This is a genomic window from Pseudoalteromonas sp. PS5 (assembly GCF_004103255.1).
In the GTDB taxonomy this organism is placed as follows: domain Bacteria; phylum Pseudomonadota; class Gammaproteobacteria; order Enterobacterales; family Alteromonadaceae; genus Pseudoalteromonas; species Pseudoalteromonas peptidolytica.
On the sequence record NZ_RCSQ01000087.1, the window covers coordinates 28,766 to 49,044 of the forward strand.

The following is a 20,279-nucleotide window of genomic DNA, read 5'->3' on the forward strand; positions in this document are numbered from 1 at the left end:
TGCACCAAATCGCAACCGCTGTTTAGCAATAATCGAAGCTCGAACTCAGGTTAATGAACCGGCTGCGTTTTAATTTTAATAATACCTATCACTGTTATGAGGACATAAATAAGGTATAAGCCTATTTTACTAGACCATGTAGATTCTGGTGAAGGTATGACAACACGTAAATAATCGTTTAAAAACAGCATGCCGACCCCAACAATGATGGCAGTAAATTTAAAGTGGCGGTAGCTGGCTGAAGAAATGGTAAATAAAGACACAAGCAAAAGTGTTAGGCTTATATAAAACGCCAAAACAGCCATACTACCTGGCACAATACTGGGAGCTAGCGCCAGTACAGATAAGGTAACAACGCCCCAACCTGCAAAGGTTTTTACTGATTTATGCGCCATGTGATTTCTCCTTAAAAAAATGGCGGTTTGCTGCGGTACATCTACTATAACTTAATAGAATTATCAGTGCTCTGTATTTCGTAAAATAAGCGGATTAAGCTATACAGCTGACTCATTGAAGGTTTGCTTAAATTTTTATTTGCGACTGAAAAGGTTACGCCCAAGTATCTAAATTTTCGCCTTTGCGCTCCTCGTGCGATTTTTCTTCTTCGTCTTTCTCATCATCGTCCTCTTTAATTTTTTCATGTTCAGCCGTTTGATGCCTAAGCTCGACATCGGCTTTTTGATCTTTTTTAACCTTTTCAATTTTATAATGCTGTACACCAGCTACATGAAATGCAGACTTATGAGTTACATCTAGCCGTACGATTGGGCCTAAAAACGGTTTAAACGCATCCATACACTCCCCCTCTAACCTACTGGTGAACTTACTTATTATCGGCCGTTATATGCTATTCTTTAATTTGCATTAAAAAATGGTTGCCAAAGAGAAGATTATTATGTTTATCTATAAATGAACTTTTTAAACAGCAGATATATTACAAAGGTAACATCATGCTAAACACACTGACAGCACTTCATCACCATCATCATCACACGGGATAACCTGTCAGTTATTTCGCTGGTGGGTTATTCCTTAAAGGAACCTCCGGCGAAACATAAAGTATAGTCAAAGTTTATTTCGCCCCGAGGTTCCGCCTCGGGGTTTTTCGTTTATAGAATTAGGAAATAAATAATGAGCAACAGTAACCGTTTAAGAATTGCAATCCAAAAATCAGGCCGCCTTTCAAAAGATTGCCAAGCTTTACTCAAGCAACTTGGCGTAAAGCTAAACCTGCGTGAACAGCGCTTAATTGCACACTCGACTAACATGCCTATTGACGTACTGAGAGTACGTGATGACGATATTCCTGGTTTAGTGATGGACGGGGTTTGTGACCTCGGTATTGTAGGTGAAAATGTTCTAGAAGAGGCGCAAGCTGAGCGCCTTCGTAACGAGCAGTGTGCTGAGGTAAACAAGCTGGCTAAGTTAGACTTTGGGTTTTGTCGTTTAGCGTTAGCTTGGCCGCAAGAACTTGGGCAACAAGATAAAGCTTGGTTTAACGGTAAGCGTATTGCAACCACCTACCCTGAAATATTAAAACAGTACCTTAAGCGTGAAAATATCGACGCGAGTGTCGTAATGTTAACAGGCTCTGTAGAGGTGGCACCGCGCGCAGGACTTGCTGACGCTATCTGCGATTTAGTATCAACCGGTGCAACCCTTGAAGCCAACGGACTGATGCAAGGCGATACCATCTTAGAATCTAACGCCTGTCTTATCCAAAATGCTGCGCTTACTGCTCAAAGCAAACTTGCACTTATCGATAAACTCATGCCGCGCCTAAAGGGGGTAAAACAGGCAAAAGAAAGCAAATACATCATGATGCATGCACCAAAGAATAAGCTAGATGAAGTTTGCGCACTGTTACCTGGTACGGGTCAACCTACTTTGCTTGCACTAGCCGGAAGCGACGAATATGTCGCACTTCACATGGTTAGCTCTGAGACGCTATTTTGGGAGACCATGGAAGAGTTAAAGGCGCTTGGTGCAAACTCTATTCTAGTTATGCCAATAGAAAAGATGATGGAGTAATAGCATGTTTGATTGGCAGTCAGCTACGAGTGTTCAGCGAGCCGAATGCTTAAGTCGCCCAGCGGTGAAAGTAGGTGATAAAGTAAAGGCGGCGGTTGAGAATATCATCGATAATGTTGCGAAAAATGGTGATAAAGCACTGCTTGGCTACGCTAAGCAGTTTGATGCTCGTATCAGCCCAAGAATAAGAGTATCAGATTCAGAAATCATACAAAGTGAGTTTGCTTTGGAACCTGATCTGAAAAACGCCATTGATCAGGCATACAGCAATATCAAAAGGTTTCACCAGTTGCAAACTCCTCAAAGTAAACAGATTGAGACTCAACCGGGTGTTATTTGTGAACTTAGATTTCAAGCGATCGAAGCGGTTGGGTTATATGTGCCAGGTGGAAGCGCGCCGCTGCCTTCTTCTGTATTAATGCAAGGTGTTTGTGCGCAGCTAAGCGGCGCGAAAACAATTGTATTAGCAACCCCAGTCAAAGGTGATAGTCAGATAAACCCTGCGATTTTATACGCGGCTAAACTCTGTGGCGTTACTGATATTATTGAATGTGGTGGTGCTGGTGCAATTGCCGCGATGGCCTTAGGCACAGATAGTGTGCCCAAAGTGAACAAGATATTTGGCCCAGGTAATAGTTTTGTCACCATGGCAAAACAGCTGCTTTGTCAATCAGTACCTGGATTGGCAATTGATATGCCTGCGGGTCCGTCCGAGGTGTTAGTGATTGCTGATAAGGGCGCGAACCCTGAATTTATTGCCGCAGATCTGCTTTCTCAAGCAGAACATGGTGAGGACTCTCAAGTTATTTTGTTAGCGACTGAGGCTCAGTTAATTAAGGACACCGAAGTTGCGATCGAACGCCAATTAAGAGTCCTTAGTCGCGCTGATATCGCCAGAGCCGCACTTAAAAATAGCACGCTGATTTTAGTCGAGAGTGTTGAGCAAGCGTTTGAAATATCGGCAGAGTATGGGCCTGAACACCTTATCTTACAGATTAGGGAGGCTGAGCGCTTCTTACCACTTGTGAAAAATGCAGGTTCAGTGTTTGTTGGAGACTATACGCCAGAGTCCGCGGGTGATTATGCGTCTGGTACCAATCACGTATTGCCAACCTACGGTTATTCAAAAACCTACTCAAGTTTAAATTTGATGGATTTTTACAAGGCTTACACTGTACAAACCATCACCAAGGAAGGTCTGCGTGGTTTGAGTTCCGCCATTCTACCTTTAGCTCAAGCTGAAGGGTTAGACGCACACGCAAATGCCGTTAAAGTAAGGCTGGAGAATAATAATGACTAATATTGCACTACCCGAAAATATAGAAAAGTTGAAAGCCTACAGCTCTGCAAAAAGTGAAAAACTGACAGGGAACACATGGCTAAACGCCAACGAAAGCCCTTACACTCGTTTACTTGAAATGCGTTTTGATAACTTAAATCGTTACCCTGATCCGCAGCCACAAGCTGTGATCGAGGGTTATGCACGCTACGCACAAGTTGAACAAAGTAATGTATTGATGACTCGTGGTGCCGATGAAGGGATCGAGCTTTTGGTAAGAACTTACTGTGAGCCAAGTAAAGACAGTATTGCGATTTTTACGCCAACATACGGTATGTACAAAGTCACGGCGGATACACATAACATCGTCATTAACGAATTAAGTCAAGAGCAGCTTGCCAATGAGGACACGGACACACTACTCCCCGCAATTGGTGAAGCTAAACTCGTATTTGTGTGTAATCCAAATAACCCTACAGGAGCATTACAACCAATACGCAAAGTTGCGGCTCTTGCTGATAAGCTTAAAGGCCGTGCGATTGTCGTCGTTGATGAAGCGTATATTGAGTTTTGTGAAGACAAGAGTTGCGTAGAGCTTATCAAAACATTTCCTAATGTCGTTGTACTACGCACGTTATCTAAAGCGTTCGCACTAGCAGGGCTTCGTGTGGGTTTTATGTTAGCAAGCGAATCGCTATTAGCGCCGATCAGAAAAGTTATCGCACCCTACCCTGTTTCAACGGTAGTAGCGCAAATTGCAGCAACTGCACTAACGTCTGATGCGCTAACGCAGATGCGCCGTCAAGTCTCTATTTTGAACCTAGCAAAAAAGAAGCTTATACAATGGCTACAAAACAGCGAGTTCGTAAACGCAATACTATGCGGCGAAGGCAACTTTGTTACTTTGCAGCTAACCGACAAGCAATTTGTACAGCAAGCGATGCGCCAAGGCTTAATAATGCGTCCATTTGTGCTGTTTGGCGAGGACAATTGGTTGCGGATCTCCATCGGCAACGAACAAGAACTAAAACAAGTAGAAACCTGGCTTAAACAATGCCAAGTCACTGAGGAAGTATCATGAGCGCCCCATATTTATTCATAGACCGTGACGGCACCATTATTGAAGAGCCAATGATTGACAAACAAGTCGACAGCCTTGAAAAGCTGGCATTGTTGCCGAATGTGATCCCAGCGCTGCTATCGCTGCAAGCCTTTGGCTACAAACTGGTGATGGTATCGAATCAAGACGGCCTTGGGACTGAGAGCTTCCCCACAGCAGATTTTGATGTGCCTCAAGATAAAATGATGCAAATTCTAACTAGTCAAGGGATCCGTTTTGAAGAGGTGTTGATATGCCCTCACTTTGATGAGGATAACTGTCAATGTCGTAAACCTAAAACTGGGTTACTCACGGAGTTAATGCGCTCTGGTAAAGTGGATTTGAGCAAGTCATTTGTTATTGGTGATAGACAAACCGATATTCAGCTAGCTGAAAATCTGTGTATCGAAGGTATTCTCTATGACAATAACTGGCCTGCGATTGTAACGCAATTAACCACATTAAATCGCAGTGCACAAATTGTCAGAAATACCAAAGAAACTCAGATCTCGGTAGCGATAAATTTAGATCAACAAGCCAATGGCGAGATTTCAACGGGTCTTGGATTCTTTGACCATATGTTAGATCAAATAAGAACTCACGCTAATCTGGGCCTATATATTCAAGCCAAAGGGGATTTGCACATCGATGAGCACCACTTAGTAGAAGATATAGGTATTGCCCTTGGTCAAGCATTCAGAACTGCGCTTGGCACCAAATCACAAATCGCTCGCTATGGCTTTGCATTGCCTATGGATGAGTGTAAGGCAGAATGCCAACTGGATTTGTCTGGACGCGCTTCTTTTGTACTGAATGCCGACTTCACTAGAGATAAAGTCGGTGATTTGGACGTTCAAATGGTTGAACACTTTTTCAAGTCTTTTGCAGATAACGCGGCGGTAAGCCTAATCTTGAGTGTAAGTGAAGGCAACGCACACCATCAGGTTGAGGGCTTATTTAAGGCATTCTCACGAGCTATACGCATGGCAATTGCAACGGATGCGTCGCAGCAAACGGCAAGTTCGAAGGGGTGTTTATGATTGCAATTATTAATACCGGTTGTGCCAACATTAACTCAGTACGATTTGCATTTGAGCGCCTTGGTGTTACACCAGAAGTGATCACCACACCTGAGAAACTATCCAGTTTTGAGCGTGCTATTCTACCCGGTGTAGGCCACGCCAATGTGGCAATGAAGCGGTTAAATGAACAAGGTTGGACGGAGGCAATAGCTGACTATCAGCGGCCTTTGATGGGTATTTGCTTAGGGATGCAGCTGCTTTGTGAATCGACTGAAGAAGGCAACGTAGCTTGCCTAGGTCGCATTCCTGGTAAGGTTGAGTTATTGGAGACCAATGATTTAACAGCGCCGCATATGGGTTGGAATAATCTTCGTGTGGTGAAGTCTCACGCGCTCACTGCAGGACTCAGGGAACAAGACCAAGTGTACTTTGTGCACAGTTTTGCGCATACCGTCAATCGTTCGACTTTGGTTTCGGGTGAGTACGGTCAAGCGTTTTCTGCGATTGTTGCAAACGACAATTATGCCGGCATGCAGTTTCACCCAGAGCGCAGCGGCAGAGTCGGTGCACAGCTTTTACAAAACTTTATTAATTGGCAAATTTAAAAGGACGAACAATGATTATTCCCGCTTTAGATGTATTAGAGAACAATATTGTTCGTTTGTATCAAGGCAAATATGAAACCGCACAGTTTTACCCATTTGATTTAGCAGAACGTTTGCTAGAGTATCAAAATGCTGGCGCAACCAAGCTACATTTAGTGGATCTGGAAGGGGCGCGTGATCCGAACAAAAAGCAATGGCGCACCATCCAAGCCGCGACTCGAGCGTTGTCTGTTCCGTTTCAAATAGGGGGCGGTATTCGCAGTATTGATGATGTAAAGCAGTGGCTTGAAGCTGGTGCCGCTCAGGTCGTAATCGGTTCGATGGCAGTAGAAAAGCAGCAAAAAGTTGCTACTTGGATAAAAGAGTTTGGTGCAGATAGATTTGTTATTGCACTGGATGTTAATAGAACTGAAAGTGGTTGGTCTCCTGCTACTCACGGCTGGCTTAACGATGCAAAAACTGACTTGTTTGCATTATTAGATTTTTATGTTGAGCAAGAGGTAGTAGATTTTTTATGTACGGATATCAGTAAAGACGGCACTATGGCAGGCCCTTCTTTTTCTTTATATGACGATATTACCAAGCACAATAGCATAATTAAAGTTCAGGCTTCTGGAGGCGTAAGCTCACTGGATGATATTGCCCGTCTTGCCAAACAACAAGTGGGTGGAGTGATACTCGGGAAATCACTGCTTGAGGGTGTATTTAGCGTTGAGGAGGCACTGGCATGTTATCAAAACGCATAATTCCTTGTTTAGATGTAAAAGACGGCCAAGTTGTTAAGGGCGTAAAATTTCAAGGTCATGAAGTAGTTGGGGATATTCTTGAACTTGCGGAGCGTTATAGCGCCGCAGGTGCTGATGAATTGGTGTTTTACGAAATCAGCGCCAGTGTGGAAAAGCGTTTATTAGACGTAAATTGGGTCGCTGAGATTGCCAGGCATATCGATATTCCATTTTGTGTTGCTGGTGGAATTAAGTCGGTGGCGGACGCCGCTCGGGTGCTTGAGCAAGGAGCAGATAAAATTTCTATTAACAGCCCATCGATTGCGCGTCCTGAACTTATTAAAGAGTTACATGACGAATTTGGCAAACAATGTGTAGTCGTTGGTATAGACAGTTTCTATGATAAGCAAACCCAAGAGTATTTAGTGTACCAGTTAACAGGCGATCCGAACGCCGCAAGTCGGACTCGATACAAAACCCAAGAATGGGTGAAACAAGTACAAGCGCTCGGAGCGGGAGAAATTGTGCTCAACTGTATGAACCAAGATGGTGTGCGTAATGGCTATGATATAGAGCAGCTCAGCGCAATTAGAGAATTGTGCAAAGTGCCGCTTATCGCCTCTGGCGGTGCAGGCAGCATGCAGGACTTTGTTGATGTGTTTACACAAACGAATGTTGATGGAGCTTTGGCGGCAAGTGTATTTCACAAAGGTGTAATCGAAATTCCTAAGCTCAAGCAGTTTTTAATAAATAATGATGTGGCAGCACGACAATGATAATTAATAAACAAAACATGGCAGAAGTGGATTTCGAAAAATCCGAACTTATACCAGCAATAGTGCAAGATGCGTTGACAGGCGTAGTATTAATGCAGGGCTTTATGAATAGAGATGCCCTTGAGGTTACATTAGACAAACGGCTTGTTACTTTTTATTCGCGCTCCAAATCACGCCTGTGGACAAAAGGTGAAACGTCAAACAATGTTTTAGAGTTGGTAGAAGTACACACAGATTGTGATAAAGACAGTTTACTGATCTACGCCACCGCGCAAGGTCCAACTTGCCATTTAGGCAGCGAAAGCTGCTTCGCAGACACCATGCCTAAGCTTGCATTTTTAGGAAAGCTTGAGCGTGTAATTGCACAAAGAAAAAATGCCTCACCGGAGAGCAGTTACACCGCCTCTTTATTTGCAAAAGATTTGAGCCGCAGCTGCCAAAAAGTTGGAGAAGAAGGAGTTGAGGTTGCGCTGGCTGCGATGAAAAATGACAACGAAGAGTTGCTCAATGAGTCCGCAGACTTACTGTATCATCTTATTGTCTTATTACAGAGACAAGGGCTTACGCTCAGTGATGTGGTCAATACGCTCAAAGATAGGCATAAGTAAGTTGCCCTTTGGGTAAGTAATCCTTACGCCTATCTTTTCGTTGGCTTGTTCCAGACATCGTGCAGTAACAAGCCAACCTACCACAATCGGGATAAATCTGTAATTAGATCAACACCTGTTCATATAAATAAGGTAAACTTCTCATAGTCTTATAACTATGCAGTGGCAAAATATTAGTCTAACTTTAACGGTGCGATTGCGAACAGTATGGAACGGTTTATGAAAACAAGATTACTTGGTCTAATGCTGGCAGGGTTGACAGCTGCTGGATGTTCAACATTGACCCCTGAGCAACAAGAGAAGCTCGATGATATGTCTAATTGCGAGAAACTTAATGCACTTTTAAGTGCATCATCCAATGGGTTTTCTGTGCTTAAAGGTGCTGAAGTCGGCGCAAAGTTTATCAACTCCTGGCAGGCCAAGGCACATCTAGTTGGCAATAAATGCCAAATCATAGAAAGCGCTTCAGGAAAATCAAAATATACCTGTTCTGAGCAGTTCAAGGAATATGAAAACGCGGTAAAAATCCATAACTATGCGCAGAGTCTCGCAAAGCAATGTTTAGATGGCTCTTGGGTTGGTGATAGCCAAAAGAGTGGCCAGCTAATGCGTACGCAAATTATGTCACCGAACTCTACTAGCAAAATTGCAATTGAACTAGGCAAAGGCCTCGACAAAGTCACGCCATGGATCGTTACGTTTAATGTGACTGAAAAATAAGATGTAAAATACGGAGAAGCGTTGTGCTTCTTCTACCCTCTCCCCTAGCATTCCTCTTTTGCAATCCACTTCACTTTGTCTGTTTGAGCGTTAATAAATTTTTCATTGTTGCTTTACTCGATTCTAATGTCATTTCGCGTTGCGTCTTTTATATGAAAATAGTGAATAGTAATTGTGGTGTAACGAGATAAAAGTTTAGAAAAAATAAGCAGTATATATTTTGAGCGGAGTTGGGATCTGCAACAGTCTATATTTAATTGATGCTTATTATGCATTTCTTTGGTTTTTATGTGTTAATAAAAAGCTTGTTTATTAAAAAAAAGTAGCATTTAATTTGGCTGCTATTTTTTTATTAGCACTAAATTAACTACTATTTTTTAAAGGAATTAAGATGAACACATTGATAAAGTTTTCTGCTCTATCCCTCTCTGTTGCGATGCTTTGTAACCCTGCTTCGGCTAATGAACAAGCTAAGCCATTTGAGTATACAGTAAATGGCAGTGTATATGAGATCCCCGCTTCTCAAGCTAAGAATCTAGATGAGATAATTGTGCTAATAGAAACTAATAACGATGTTTCAGGTTATGATGTTACTGAGACTAAGTTAGCAAAAACTGAGCGCACAGAAATTGCCAGTGATTTTTCAGCGCTAGCTGGTGGTAACTTACGTGTTTATAGTGAACTCAATACGGGGTATTTAAATGATTTTGACCAAGCATTTACTTACACTTGTCCAAGTAATATGTTTATTAAATCAATTTCAAGCTACCATCAAGATAAACAAGAAGACAGACGTTTTAGCTTAGTCTGTGCAAAATTTACAACGGATAGCGGTAGTCGCATTTATCGTAAAACGACAAAGTGGAGCGGTTACGTAAATTCATATGATCAAGCGTTTAACTTTGTTTGTCCTAATGGTCAATTCTTTGTCGGAATGTCAAGCCGTCACGATAATGGCACCGAAGACCGTTTGTTTAACTTTAATTGCGCATCTATGGCAACCTCTAGTACAGGCGCTGCACTATTCGCTGAATCATGTATTACAACACAATACACAGGTTACGACCAACCTTGGACATTAGGTGGTAATGGTGCAATCATCGGTATGTCAAGTCGCCATGATAACAGAACGGAAGACCGTCAGACTGCAGTGAGTTATTGCTCAGCTGCGAGTGATTGGTAATACTGCCCTATAGAGTAGGGTTGATACCCTACTCTATGTAAGAGTTTCGTCATTTCACTGTCATACAAAAGCCGCACACTCAAAATGTAATTAGTTAGCGGATTTAAGACTTATCATGACCAAACCGAATATTTTTCTCATCAATTTAGATTCTTGCACTGATAGACTCAAGGAATCTACTCTCCAGTTTGATCAGTTCTCACTACCCTTTGAAAGGATAAGCGCTGTAAAAGGTGCAGAGTTGAGCGAAGACGTTTTAAATACGAGCTATTGTAAGTTAAAAAACGCTAAGCAATACTTCCGGCCTTTAACGTTAGGAGAGATAGGCTGTTATTTAAGTCATATAAAAGTACTGAGCAAAATTGTTGAGTTAGAACTGCCCTATGCTTTTATTTTTGAAGATGATTTCCAACTACACGACGACTTAGCACAGATTGACCAACTGATCGCTTCATTGCCATTTGATTGGGATATGATCAAGCTATTCCAGTCTCAGAAGAACAAACGCACTCCGATTGCAAGTTTTCCTCTAAATAAATCGTTATCGTTATTTATGCAAAATAAGGTACCTGCCGGAACCGTTGCCCAGCTTGTAAGTCTCAAAGGAGCAAAGAAAATATTATCCAAATCAATTCCTTTCGGCAGACCGATTGATATTGATTATCAACATTTTTGGGAAAAAGATCTAAGTGTATTCGTAATGAGCCCTTGTCCTGTTAGCCATGGTGAAAAGTTTGCGAGTACCATAGATAGAGCTCCAAGTGTTACAGGATCAAAGCGGTATTTTTGGCGCAAACAATTGCTTCAGATAAATAAGTTTATACAAAACAAGTTTTATCGCGGGCTGGTTCTTAAACGCTATCAACAACACTTCTAGTTATATGATTCGAAAGCCGTTGTACGCCTTTTGAACAATGGGTTTTATACTTGTACGTAATAGAGAAAAATTCGTGTTAAAAGTGTAATTTATGGGGAGACTTCTGAAAAAGATGTGCTAGTATCTAAGATTATTGCAATAAGTTTAACTTTTTGCTTAAACCGTTAATAATAACAACGTTGAGGGAGCACAGACGTGTCTATAGAAATCAACTTTGAACTCTCTGATTCAGATCTTGAACACTTCCGTGGAATGATGAAAGCCGCTATTGAAAAAAGTGGTGATGTAAGTGATGCTGAAATTATATCAAAAGCACGCGATTTAGTCGCAACGATGGAAAAATCCAACCTTCCTGAGTTTGTGAGCACTCGTCTTATTTCATTACAGACGTTAATTGACGCTGTATTAGACGAAGAATGGCAAATGCCTGATGACGAAAAACGTGAGATTATGGCGTCGCTAGCTTATTTCAGCGAGCCTGAAGACATGGTGCCAGATCATATTCCGGTATTAGGTTATGTTGACGATGCAATTATGATTGAGCTGGTGCTGCAAGAATTATCTCTAGATTTAAAAGCGTATCGTGAGTTTTGTGGATTCCGTGCAACGGAGGAAGCAAGACGTGGCGATGCTGCAAAGGTTGACCGTGAAAGTTGGTTAGCTGGTACTCGCTCCCAGATCCGCTCTTCTATGCGTAGAGGTCGTTCAAAGAATCGCTCTCGATTCTTCTCTCGCATCATGTAGTAAAAGCCTAGTATTTTTTACTGAGGTAGAAATTATAAAGGGCTGATAACTATCAGCCCTTTTTGTTGTTAGCTATTTTTTCTCATTAGGGTGTGCGACGCCCATCCAAGCTTTGTATAGCATGGCTTGTTTTGCTGATGGCGTTTCAGTGAATGTGATTTTTTTAGGCTTGTCGTAACCACGGTTTAGTGTCAACTCTGTAGTCATTAATTTATCCCTACGAATAAAATCAACTTTCACCGTTTGTTCAGGTACAAAATGCGCTAAGCTAGCCGATAAGCTATCCCTCACGTGGTGCTTATCAAAGGCAACGATTAGATCTCCAGCAGTAAGTCCGGCTTGCCAAGCGTTACCATCTCTAGCCACATGAAGCAGCTTCAGAAGTTCACCTTGTTGTTTTGCTTTCCCTTCAAGGTTAGCTATCACACTTGCTGATTTGGGATGCTTATATTCTAATCCCACTTTGTCGAATAACGCATTAAAGTCTATGTTCGCTGGTTTATCCACATGGTTGACCCACCAAGTGTGATAATCTCGTCCAGTCAATTGTTTTAAAATGCGTTTAACGTCTTCACTTGTAAAGCTATTAGGTAATTTATGTTGTTTATATAGCTGGCTGTGTACGTCACGGTAACTTATTGTTCCATTTGATTTCTCAATTAGGTCGATGTCCAGCGCCATCGAGACTAATGCCCCCTCTGAATAGATGTTGGTGCTATAGTTAACACCATGATCGCCACCTTGATTTATCCATTTATCAAAGCTGCTTGCGGCAACAGATTGCACCTGACGCCCCGGGGTATCGAGATGACGGTTAACGCGTTTGGTAAGCATATTGATATATTCGTCATTGGTGGTTATTCCTGCGCTAAGTAGCAAATAGTCTTCAAAATAGCTTGTCGAACCTTCAGCCAACCACAACAGATCAGTATAATTTGGAGCAACATAATCATACGGAACCATACCAGCGGGACGGTAATTTTTAACATTCCAAGTGTGAATAAATTCGTGCGCTGCGGTTGAAATAAAGCCGATATAATCATCACGGTTTTTAAAGCTATCTCTGTGCCTTTGTATAATGGTCGAATTTAGGTGCTCCGTGGCACCACGAGCGCCACTCGTTGCATGAACCATAAATACGTAGCGCTCATAAGGGTAGTCATGCCATATGAGAGTGCCGGTTTTGACCAGTTTTTTCAGATCTGTCAGCATCAGATCAACGTCGTAATTCCCCTCCCCCCAAATTACCAATTCGTACTGACGACCATCTACTTGGAACTTATGTAGTTGGTTAATGCCGGTTTCAATCGGAGAATCAAGTAAAATGTCATAATTATCAGCTTTAAAGCTGTGTTTGGAATCGGCAAAGTCCATACCTGAGACTGAACGCCACTCCATTGGTACGTCTAAGTCGATCTTTATGGGTTCTGCTCTAAAAGACTCGCTGAACATAAGGAACCCGGAGGCATCAATAAACGCATGGGTGTCATCAATATGTCTCGCCCGAAGACCGAGTTCATTTGCATATACTTGGTATTGTACTTTCAGTTCTGTCGGCTCAGATAGATGTACTCGCCACGTGTTTTTATCCATCTTCTCCCACTTTAGAGCCTTTCCATCGTGTCCTTCTGCGGCGAAGAAACGAATGCCGTTTGCCAAATTCAATATCTCATAACGCCCGGTGCGCCAGTCCGGAAGCTGCACATCTATACTAGTTTGTGTTGAATGCGGGAATGTCACTTCGACATCAGCTAAGTGATGCTGCGGCTGCGTGATGGTGACTTGATAGTTGACGTCGGCGTGAGCGTGTAGTGCGGTAATACAAGCAAGTGCTATTAGGCTTTTTTTCATCGTATTAAATGTCAGTTATGAATACGATTAATCTATCAAATCAAGACCTTCTAGGCGAAGTAATATCGACGAGTGAACAGCAAAGCCGGACATGTTACAGCCATAAATTTATGCGCATATTGGCTAAATTTGTTGTAGACTAAGTATCTAAGAGATCAAATCATAACTGGAAATCTGTGACTGATAACGCCGTAATGCTCGAGCAAAAGTTAAAACAAGCCATTGAAGCAAGAAAGACGCTTGAGGACGCAAGAAAACAACAAGTAGAGCTATTAACTCAGTTTGCTGCAAAGCTTTCTCTTGCCTGTAAGGGGCAGGATGTTTCTCTGGACAATCAGCTAGCTAAGTTTCGTATCGCACTCAATAAAGGTGTTGACTTTGAGCAGCTTGCTCCCTTTATTGACGGTATATCGGAACCATTAAAAGCGCAGGAAGCCATAAACTCTACGAATCAAAAGGCGTTACAAGCTTCAATCCGCCACAGTGGTAAACTCTTGCAAAAGCTCAAAGGTGTACCAAATGAGTCGCGCCGAAAACTGAGACACTTATTAGACGTTGAATTACAGGACATCAGTTCTACGAACGCATATCTTCCAGCACTAGAGACCTTGGTCTCAATTTATCAAACTGTGTTACAGGCAAAAACAGAAGTCAATGATGTTGCCGCAGGGAGCAGTCAACCTCAACTCGCGGCAGAGTTGCAAGCGCTAATCAACGAACTTATTTTTGAAGACGATGCTGTCGACAAAGTAAAAGAGATCAGAGAGGGAGTCGCTCAGGATGACACCTTAGACAACCTATACAGCGCAGCAACCGAAATAATTAGAATTATTGCTCAGACCATTGCTCGAGAGCGGCAATCTGCGCAGGGCTTTTTAGTTTCATTAAATCAGACTTTAGAAGAGTTGCATCGTTCTATTGTTGAAACAACAGCTCGGTCTAAATCAGCATCACAAGAATTAAAGTCTTTGAACAGTAAGATTGAGCTAAAAATTCAAAATCTCAATGAGCAAACTCAAAATGCAAGTTCTATTACTGCACTAAAGGCGCTAGTTGATAATGAGCTCAAGTTATTAAGCGCAGATTTAATAGCTAGAGAAAAGCTGGAAAAAAATGAGCGAGATGCACTTCTTGATTCATTCGATGCGATTAATAATCGTATTAATATGCTCGAAGCGAAAGTGTCGAGTTATCAAAAGCGGCTGAGTGAGCAAAAATTTAAAAGTTTACTCGATAGCCTTACTAAGTTGCCGAACCGCGCTGCATTTGATGAGCGTTTGACCCATGAAATGCACTTGTTTGAAGTCAATGACACCGAGGTTACGCTCGTTGTGATTGATGTTGATCATTTTAAATCTATCAATGACAAATATGGACATAGTGCTGGCGATAAAACCTTGCAAGTGATAGCTAGAGCCTTGAAAAAATCGATCCGTAAAAGCGATTTTATTGCTCGTTATGGTGGTGAGGAATTTGTCTTATTGATGCCTGGAATGCCCGTTAGCCAGGCACAAAAACCGCTAGAAAAGGTACGGCAAGTTGTAAAATCTATTCCGTTTAAATTCAAAGAAAAGCAAGTTGAAATTACAATTTCTCTCGGTGCAACACAGTTTAAAAAAGGAGACACGACTTTGGGTGCCTTCGATAGAGCTGATGCTGCACTATATGACGCGAAAAATAGTGGCCGTGATAGATTGTGCTTCAAATAACACAAATCTTTGGGCTGTTGAAAGGAAATGGTGGTGCGATTAAATATGGATAATTTGTAAGAAGTTAGCACTACCCTATTCGCACAACAAAAAGGAGTAAGCCTATGCAAATAGAGCTAAACCCAACAGGGGTTCTTAACTTATTATCAAAATTAGAAGTTGACTTGCTACAGCAGTCGACCACCAGTGAAAGATATAGGCTTTTTAGAAACTGTGCATTAGCTGTACTTAACGTTGGCAGTCATACTGACTCTAGCTCTGAAATTTATGATAAATATGAAGATTTTGATATTCAACTGCTTGCTCGAGAACGTGGTATCAAAATTGCGCTGAATAACCCTCCAGAGTCAGCTTTTGTTGATGGCAAGATTATTACTGGTATTCATGAACATATCTTTTCAGTAATCAGGGACATTCTGTTCATCTGTCAAAAATATCATGGTGAAAATAAAACCCCGGTTGAAATCACACACATGGTGTTCGATATGCTCAGAAACGCAGATGCGTTAGAGGTGAACAAAGATCCTAATATGATTGTGTGCTGGGGAGGCCATTCCATCAATGAAGTTGAGTATAAATACACCAAAGAGGTCGGCTACCAGTTGGGGCTTCGCGGGTTAAATATTTGTACCGGTTGTGGGCCTGGTGCGATGAAAGGACCAATGAAAGGTGCAACGATTGGTCATGCTAAACAGCGTGTCTCAAGTAATCGTTATCTTGGCCTAACAGAGCCGAGCATCATTGCAGCAGAGCCACCTAACCCGATAGTGAATGAATTAGTTATTTTGCCGGATATCGAGAAACGCCTTGAAGCTTTTGTCCGCGTTGCACATGGCATTATCATTTTTCCTGGTGGTGCTGGAACCGCTGAGGAGCTACTGTACCTGCTTGGGATCTTACTGCACCCTGATAATGAGAAGCAGTGTCTTCCGGTTATATTAACAGGTCCAAAAGAGTCAGCTGCCTACTTTGAGGAACTTAGCACGTTTGTTGAAAAAACCTTGGGTAAGGAAGCATTGTCTAAGTTTGAGATCATTGTAGATGATCCGGAGCTAGTGGCTAAAAAGCTTAAAGCATCGATGATAACCGTTCGCGAATATCGTAAATCACAAGGTGATGCGTACTATTTCAACTGGACGCTTAAAATTGAGAATGACTTTCAGCACCCTTTTGCGCCAACACATGAAAATATGTCCGCGCTAGACCTGCATCTAGCACAGCCAAAACAGCAGCTTGCCGCTAATTTGCGGCGTGCATTTTCTGGTATTGTTGCGGGTAATGTTAAAGATGAAGGGATAACTGCAATCAAGCAACATGGACCTTATGAGTTAACTGGAGATAAGTCTCTTATGGCTGATATGGATAAACTGCTGGGGGCGTTTGTTGTTCAAGGGCGAATGAAATTGCCGGGAAGCAAGTATATACCTTGTTATAAAATTAAAGCTTAAATTGAATGAAAAATTTGTTGTTAATTGATGCGCTTAACTTGATTAGGCGCATTTATGCTGTTAACGAACCAAAGCACAGCGAACATCAACAGGCGCACATCACAGCCTGTTGTCAAAGGGTAGAGCAAGCCGCAAGAAGCTTGCTTAAGAAATCAGCTGCGACCCATGCCGTGGCTGTATTTGATGGCGACAAAAGCTGGCGCTATCACTTTTACTCAAAATATAAAGAAAACCGACAGCCCATGCCCGAGTCGCTAAGCAGCAATCTCGACAGATTCGCCACTGCATTTACTAATACAGGTATTAAGTGTTTTAATCCGGTACATGATGAAGCCGACGACATTATCGCTACATTAGCAACGAAGGCGGCAAAAGCAAATGTCTCCGCGATTATTGTTTCCACAGATAAAGGCTTCCTCCCCTTAATTAGTGAGGAAATTGCTATTTATGATTACTTTAAAAAGTCAACAATCTCTCTTGAAGACATTAAAAGCCGATTTTCAGTTACACAAAACAAGCTTGAAATCTTCTGGGCGTTGAGTGGTGACAAAACCAATAATATTCCTGGAGTGACAGGAGTTGGTGTGAAAACAGCGCAGGAGCTATTAGCAAAGCACAGTCGTCTTGATGATATGCTTATAGATGATGAGATAAAGCCCGCTGTTAAAGCCAAGCTTGAAGCAGGCGTTGAAAACTATATTACTAGTCTGGCATTGGTCACGTTAAGAAAAGATATCGAGATAGGGTTTAGTCTTAAAGATATTAGAGTTGGATAGTAATATAAATTGTGCAGCTAGGTGGCGTAAAGGAGCCATTTTGAGCAAAGGCCAGCGTGCAAAATATTGCTACATCACTGTGTCGTTTTGCATTCTTTCTCAAGCGTTAGGTATTTCTTAAGACCTTTGATATATTAGCTAAAGATTAAGATGTTTTTCTTTATAAATTATTGTTTTTAAAGAAAACCTTGCATTTATTATTGTTTAACCTGAAATTTGGATAAAGAATATTCTAACTCATTGTTGCTAAAGCACAGTTTTGTTTTTTCACTTGTCTAGTGAGAGAGTTTTTGCGAAACATCGCTTCCGCGTCCTGCTCTCGCTAAGGCTCCTACATGTTGTAGGCAAGAAGAATTTAAGCGCCAGTAGCTGGCTATTGGAAATGAATTCAACGCAGTTAGCGTGGAAACTGGCTGCTAGAAAGGCATAAATTATCCGAACATCATGTTGTTTAGTTAGTCTGTACTGAGCAGATTATCTGTTAAGACGAAACGGCATGTTAATATCTTAATCTCTGTACGTAGCGTATGTTGGTGATTATACATTTTTGTTGAGCAGTTAGATGATTAGAAAGATTTTACAGTACATATTTCTAGGCCTTGCGGTATACGTTTCTGTGGTCTTTCTTGTTATTAACTACTACAAAGATGATCCTCAGGCAATGATATGGCAAGACAGAGAGGCTTTTAATAATCGCTTTATCGGGAATTTAAGTCTAGAACAACCCGTGAATATTGATGTTGTGTTGGATACACTCGGTAGTCCTGATTTAACCTATGTGAAGAAAAGAGCAGATAACACCGTCGTGCAAATTGTTTTTTATCGGACTCAGCTGGTTAAACCTGATGGTATCACCACCGAAGATGAATGTACCGGTTTACTGTTTGAAAATGGTGTTTTGACGCTTTGGGGCCCAGGTGCCAGAGTGACCTTTGATAAAGTGTAGAGTTAATGGAATCTAGGATCGTAACAAGTAAAACGCTATTTGCTTTGACACAAGGAACGCATAAAGTATTACGGCTTTACTACCAAAAGGAGCGTTGGTCGTCGATATACCCTACTCTGGTAAAGCTGGCACAACTATATATGGACTGCTATGAACATTCACCAAGTAGCATGCACGCTCAGCTTGGATTATATTCTCAAAACTTAGGCTACAACACTAACCTTGTAATTAATCAAAATGTGCTAATTTGTATGGCTTGTCACAGTTTGCGCTATTCAAGAGCAATCACTGAGGAACTATTACTTGCCAGTTTTGCCGATTATTTATGTGTGGCGCGAGAAAGTGATCAATTAGCTTGTGGGAAACCATTGAATCCTCAGCAAGATAAGCTCTGGAAAGTTAGGCACCAAGTGGCAGTCCAGATCCTCAGTGATGGGAAAACACCAGACCTACAGTGTCTTCGTGTCTTATCGCGACTTTCAAGCTATGACAGCAAGCTCATTTCAAAAGCGCCACAGCGTTTTAATGATCATGCTTCTTTGATAGTGGCATTAGCGCATCGACTAGCTAGTTTAATCACGCCAACAAAGCAACAGCCAGCCTTTCCACTCGATAAGGCGATAAAGCTACTTTATTCTCGGCTTTCCTATCACTACGCACTTAAAGTACTATCCGCAATGTCCGACGCAATGGTAAAACATCCAGCAGGATTATTATGTGACATAAACAAAGAGCTAGGACTTTTAGTCGTTCAATGTAACAAAGAGAAAGTCATCGCTATTATTGATAATGGACAAGCTAAAAAGCTTGCCAAAGCCAGCCGAGCGTTTGATTTTCGCTGTGGGGTTACTTTTAGCTCAGATGCTAAACTGCTATACAATGTTTGGGACAGAGCACCAGCACCAGAGCCCACCTCTTTTGGTGTTGATAACACGCATTTGCTAGAGGCGGTAAAGGCTCTTTCTTTTAGTCAATTTCAAAGCATTCGGTCATTAGAAAAGCTGGTATGTGAATTCGAGTCAGTTTCTCTAGCGTTACAAGTTGCGGCAAAACAGTATAATCGAGAAAATCTAAAAGCCGCTTCGGTACGACATTCACTGGCGATGGTGGGTCTAGATGCTGCCGGTTTATTAGCACAGCGAGTATTGTTAGAACAAATCATTGCCCGTCACAAAACGCCTTTCACCGATGATGTACTTCATAAGTATGGAGTGATAAGTCAAGTTATCGCTTTGTACGTAGGTGATAGTTATGGTGAAGAATTTGAGCGTTTACTCTCTCCTTTTGCCGCAGTCATTGCATTTTTGGTGCTGAAGCAAGGCGTAGAGATCCAACATACCACTGCATTACATACCCGGGATTTCTCAGAAGCGCAGATATCAGTGGCCAATTTGTTTGGCGTTAGAGCGTTGGCACAAGACAAATTTGTTGAATTTAATCATTATTATTTTGATAAAAGCATCCTACATAAGGCGATGCTAGACAGTGAAACACTCAAGAAATCCCAAGCAAATACGCAATGCAAGCTTTTTACTTTTATCAAACTAGTGGTGTTAAGTGTTATCTCTCCTAATTTTGTTCCTACGGCGTGGCAAAAACAATTGATTGATCAAATACTGTCCGATAGCCACTTTGCAAATGCACAGAATTTTAATGCAGCACTACTTGAGGTTGGTTTTTACTCAGCTATTGAGTGATATTTATTCTATAAATAATATCAATAACAAGCATAAATCTTATGTATGTGGTTTTTACATTCCATACTGGAATAAGACCTAATTAATTGCTATAAAACGCGGCTTAAACAAGCGAACGTACACCGTTGTTAATTTCTACTAGACTTAGTCTGTAATTCTTTTCAGGTGTATCACAACTTTTGA

Annotated in this window: 20 protein-coding genes; 17 read left to right on the plus strand and 3 right to left on the minus strand. The window is 41.6% G+C overall.

Translation table 11 applies throughout. The annotated features are described in order from the left end of the window. Positions 1 to 50: 50 nt before the first annotated feature. The gene (locus tag D9603_RS12255) at positions 51 to 395 is read right to left on the minus strand and encodes a hypothetical protein (RefSeq protein ID WP_128731530.1); all 345 of its coding nucleotides are present in this window, start codon (positions 393 to 395) and stop codon (positions 51 to 53) included. Between the two features lie 154 nt (positions 396 to 549). Next, positions 550 to 795 carry a hypothetical protein gene (locus D9603_RS12260; protein WP_128731531.1) on the minus strand — a complete coding sequence of 82 codons (246 nt, stop codon included), beginning with the start codon at positions 793 to 795 and terminating at the stop codon, positions 550 to 552. Positions 796 to 1,131: 336 nt separating this feature from the next. Here D9603_RS12260 and hisG point away from each other — a divergent pair, with 336 nt between their 5' ends. The 12 genes from hisG to D9603_RS12320 all read left to right on the plus strand — a co-directional run bounded on the left by hisG (position 1,132) and on the right by D9603_RS12320 (position 11,669). Beyond that, positions 1,132 to 2,031, plus strand: a complete 900-nt coding sequence (hisG, locus tag D9603_RS12265) for an ATP phosphoribosyltransferase (RefSeq protein ID WP_128731532.1) — start codon at positions 1,132 to 1,134, stop codon at positions 2,029 to 2,031. Positions 2,032 to 2,035: 4 nt separating this feature from the next. After that, a complete protein-coding gene (gene hisD / locus D9603_RS12270) occupies positions 2,036 to 3,331 on the plus strand; it encodes a histidinol dehydrogenase (RefSeq protein WP_128731533.1) in 1,296 nt (431 codons plus the stop codon). Then, on the plus strand, positions 3,324 to 4,391 hold the full coding sequence (gene hisC, locus D9603_RS12275) for a histidinol-phosphate transaminase (RefSeq protein WP_128731534.1): 1,068 nt from the start codon (positions 3,324 to 3,326) through the stop codon (positions 4,389 to 4,391). The genes hisD and hisC overlap by 8 nt, the downstream gene beginning before the upstream one ends. Then, a complete protein-coding gene (gene hisB / locus D9603_RS12280) occupies positions 4,388 to 5,449 on the plus strand; it encodes a bifunctional histidinol-phosphatase/imidazoleglycerol-phosphate dehydratase HisB (protein WP_128731535.1) in 1,062 nt (353 codons plus the stop codon). The genes hisC and hisB overlap by 4 nt, the downstream gene beginning before the upstream one ends. Continuing rightward, the gene (gene hisH / locus D9603_RS12285) at positions 5,446 to 6,036 is read left to right on the plus strand and encodes an imidazole glycerol phosphate synthase subunit HisH (protein ID WP_128731536.1); all 591 of its coding nucleotides are present in this window, start codon (positions 5,446 to 5,448) and stop codon (positions 6,034 to 6,036) included. Before hisB ends, hisH begins: the two co-directional genes overlap by 4 nt. Before the next feature lie 11 nt (positions 6,037 to 6,047). After that, positions 6,048 to 6,782 carry a 1-(5-phosphoribosyl)-5-[(5-phosphoribosylamino)methylideneamino] imidazole-4-carboxamide isomerase gene (locus D9603_RS12290; protein WP_128731537.1) on the plus strand — a complete coding sequence of 245 codons (735 nt, stop codon included), beginning with the start codon at positions 6,048 to 6,050 and terminating at the stop codon, positions 6,780 to 6,782. After that, on the plus strand, positions 6,764 to 7,537 hold the full coding sequence (gene hisF / locus D9603_RS12295) for an imidazole glycerol phosphate synthase subunit HisF (RefSeq protein ID WP_128731538.1): 774 nt from the start codon (positions 6,764 to 6,766) through the stop codon (positions 7,535 to 7,537). Before D9603_RS12290 ends, hisF begins: the two co-directional genes overlap by 19 nt. Continuing rightward, positions 7,534 to 8,145: a bifunctional phosphoribosyl-AMP cyclohydrolase/phosphoribosyl-ATP diphosphatase HisIE gene (hisIE, locus tag D9603_RS12300; protein ID WP_128731539.1), complete on the plus strand. Its 612-nt coding sequence runs from the start codon at positions 7,534 to 7,536 to the stop codon at positions 8,143 to 8,145. Before hisF ends, hisIE begins: the two co-directional genes overlap by 4 nt. A 219-nt stretch (positions 8,146 to 8,364) precedes the next feature. Next, positions 8,365 to 8,865, plus strand: a complete 501-nt coding sequence (locus tag D9603_RS12305) for a hypothetical protein (RefSeq protein ID WP_125252917.1) — start codon at positions 8,365 to 8,367, stop codon at positions 8,863 to 8,865. Positions 8,866 to 9,256: 391 nt separating this feature from the next. Continuing rightward, entirely contained in the window at positions 9,257 to 10,048 is a 792-nt protein-coding gene (locus D9603_RS12310; protein ID WP_128731540.1) for a dermatopontin-like protein, read from the plus strand. A 115-nt stretch (positions 10,049 to 10,163) separates the two neighbouring features. Then, the gene (locus D9603_RS12315; protein WP_125252915.1) at positions 10,164 to 10,925 is read left to right on the plus strand and encodes a glycosyltransferase family 25 protein; all 762 of its coding nucleotides are present in this window, start codon (positions 10,164 to 10,166) and stop codon (positions 10,923 to 10,925) included. A 195-nt stretch (positions 10,926 to 11,120) separates the two neighbouring features. Next, positions 11,121 to 11,669 (plus strand): YkvA family protein, encoded by a 549-nt coding sequence (locus D9603_RS12320; protein ID WP_125252914.1) that lies wholly within the window; start codon positions 11,121 to 11,123, stop codon positions 11,667 to 11,669. 72 nt (positions 11,670 to 11,741) lie between these two features. On the opposite strand, the gene D9603_RS12325 is transcribed toward D9603_RS12320, so the two are convergent. Beyond that, complete coding sequence (locus D9603_RS12325) at positions 11,742 to 13,520, minus strand: PDZ domain-containing protein (RefSeq protein WP_128731541.1); 1,779 nt, start codon at positions 13,518 to 13,520, stop codon at positions 11,742 to 11,744. A 176-nt stretch (positions 13,521 to 13,696) separates the two neighbouring features. Between D9603_RS12325 and D9603_RS12330 the strand changes: the two genes are divergently transcribed. From D9603_RS12330 to D9603_RS12350, 5 genes are all read left to right on the plus strand, one after another. Next, positions 13,697 to 15,229 carry a GGDEF domain-containing protein gene (locus D9603_RS12330; protein WP_128731542.1) on the plus strand — a complete coding sequence of 511 codons (1,533 nt, stop codon included), beginning with the start codon at positions 13,697 to 13,699 and terminating at the stop codon, positions 15,227 to 15,229. A 104-nt stretch (positions 15,230 to 15,333) separates the two neighbouring features. Next, entirely contained in the window at positions 15,334 to 16,677 is a 1,344-nt protein-coding gene (gene ppnN, locus D9603_RS12335) for a nucleotide 5'-monophosphate nucleosidase PpnN (protein ID WP_128731543.1), read from the plus strand. A gap of 5 nt (positions 16,678 to 16,682) precedes the next feature. After that, positions 16,683 to 17,453, plus strand: coding sequence for a flap endonuclease Xni (xni, locus tag D9603_RS12340; protein ID WP_128731544.1), 771 nt, complete (start codon positions 16,683 to 16,685; stop codon positions 17,451 to 17,453). A gap of 562 nt (positions 17,454 to 18,015) precedes the next feature. Continuing rightward, positions 18,016 to 18,399 carry a DUF3192 domain-containing protein gene (locus tag D9603_RS12345; protein ID WP_125252909.1) on the plus strand — a complete coding sequence of 128 codons (384 nt, stop codon included), beginning with the start codon at positions 18,016 to 18,018 and terminating at the stop codon, positions 18,397 to 18,399. Between the two features lie 5 nt (positions 18,400 to 18,404). After that, positions 18,405 to 20,096, plus strand: coding sequence for a hypothetical protein (locus D9603_RS12350; RefSeq protein WP_128731545.1), 1,692 nt, complete (start codon positions 18,405 to 18,407; stop codon positions 20,094 to 20,096). Positions 20,097 to 20,279: the final 183 nt, after the last annotated feature.

Coding starts and splice junctions, on each gene's coding strand:
- D9603_RS12325 (WP_128731541.1), bottom strand. CDS start 13,520: ATGAAAAAAAGCCTAATAGCACTTGCTTGTATTACCGCACTACACGCT.
- hisD (WP_128731533.1), top strand. CDS start 2,036: ATGTTTGATTGGCAGTCAGCTACGAGTGTTCAGCGAGCCGAATGCTTA.
- D9603_RS12255 (WP_128731530.1), bottom strand. CDS start 395: ATGGCGCATAAATCAGTAAAAACCTTTGCAGGTTGGGGCGTTGTTACC.
- D9603_RS12305 (WP_125252917.1), top strand. CDS start 8,365: ATGAAAACAAGATTACTTGGTCTAATGCTGGCAGGGTTGACAGCTGCT.
- hisG (WP_128731532.1), top strand. CDS start 1,132: ATGAGCAACAGTAACCGTTTAAGAATTGCAATCCAAAAATCAGGCCGC.
- ppnN (WP_128731543.1), top strand. CDS start 15,334: ATGCAAATAGAGCTAAACCCAACAGGGGTTCTTAACTTATTATCAAAA.
- D9603_RS12345 (WP_125252909.1), top strand. CDS start 18,016: ATGATTAGAAAGATTTTACAGTACATATTTCTAGGCCTTGCGGTATAC.
- hisF (WP_128731538.1), top strand. CDS start 6,764: ATGTTATCAAAACGCATAATTCCTTGTTTAGATGTAAAAGACGGCCAA.
- D9603_RS12290 (WP_128731537.1), top strand. CDS start 6,048: ATGATTATTCCCGCTTTAGATGTATTAGAGAACAATATTGTTCGTTTG.
- D9603_RS12310 (WP_128731540.1), top strand. CDS start 9,257: ATGAACACATTGATAAAGTTTTCTGCTCTATCCCTCTCTGTTGCGATG.
- hisH (WP_128731536.1), top strand. CDS start 5,446: ATGATTGCAATTATTAATACCGGTTGTGCCAACATTAACTCAGTACGA.
- hisB (WP_128731535.1), top strand. CDS start 4,388: ATGAGCGCCCCATATTTATTCATAGACCGTGACGGCACCATTATTGAA.
- D9603_RS12350 (WP_128731545.1), top strand. CDS start 18,405: ATGGAATCTAGGATCGTAACAAGTAAAACGCTATTTGCTTTGACACAA.
- D9603_RS12315 (WP_125252915.1), top strand. CDS start 10,164: ATGACCAAACCGAATATTTTTCTCATCAATTTAGATTCTTGCACTGAT.
- xni (WP_128731544.1), top strand. CDS start 16,683: ATGAAAAATTTGTTGTTAATTGATGCGCTTAACTTGATTAGGCGCATT.
- D9603_RS12260 (WP_128731531.1), bottom strand. CDS start 795: ATGGATGCGTTTAAACCGTTTTTAGGCCCAATCGTACGGCTAGATGTA.
- hisIE (WP_128731539.1), top strand. CDS start 7,534: ATGATAATTAATAAACAAAACATGGCAGAAGTGGATTTCGAAAAATCC.
- hisC (WP_128731534.1), top strand. CDS start 3,324: ATGACTAATATTGCACTACCCGAAAATATAGAAAAGTTGAAAGCCTAC.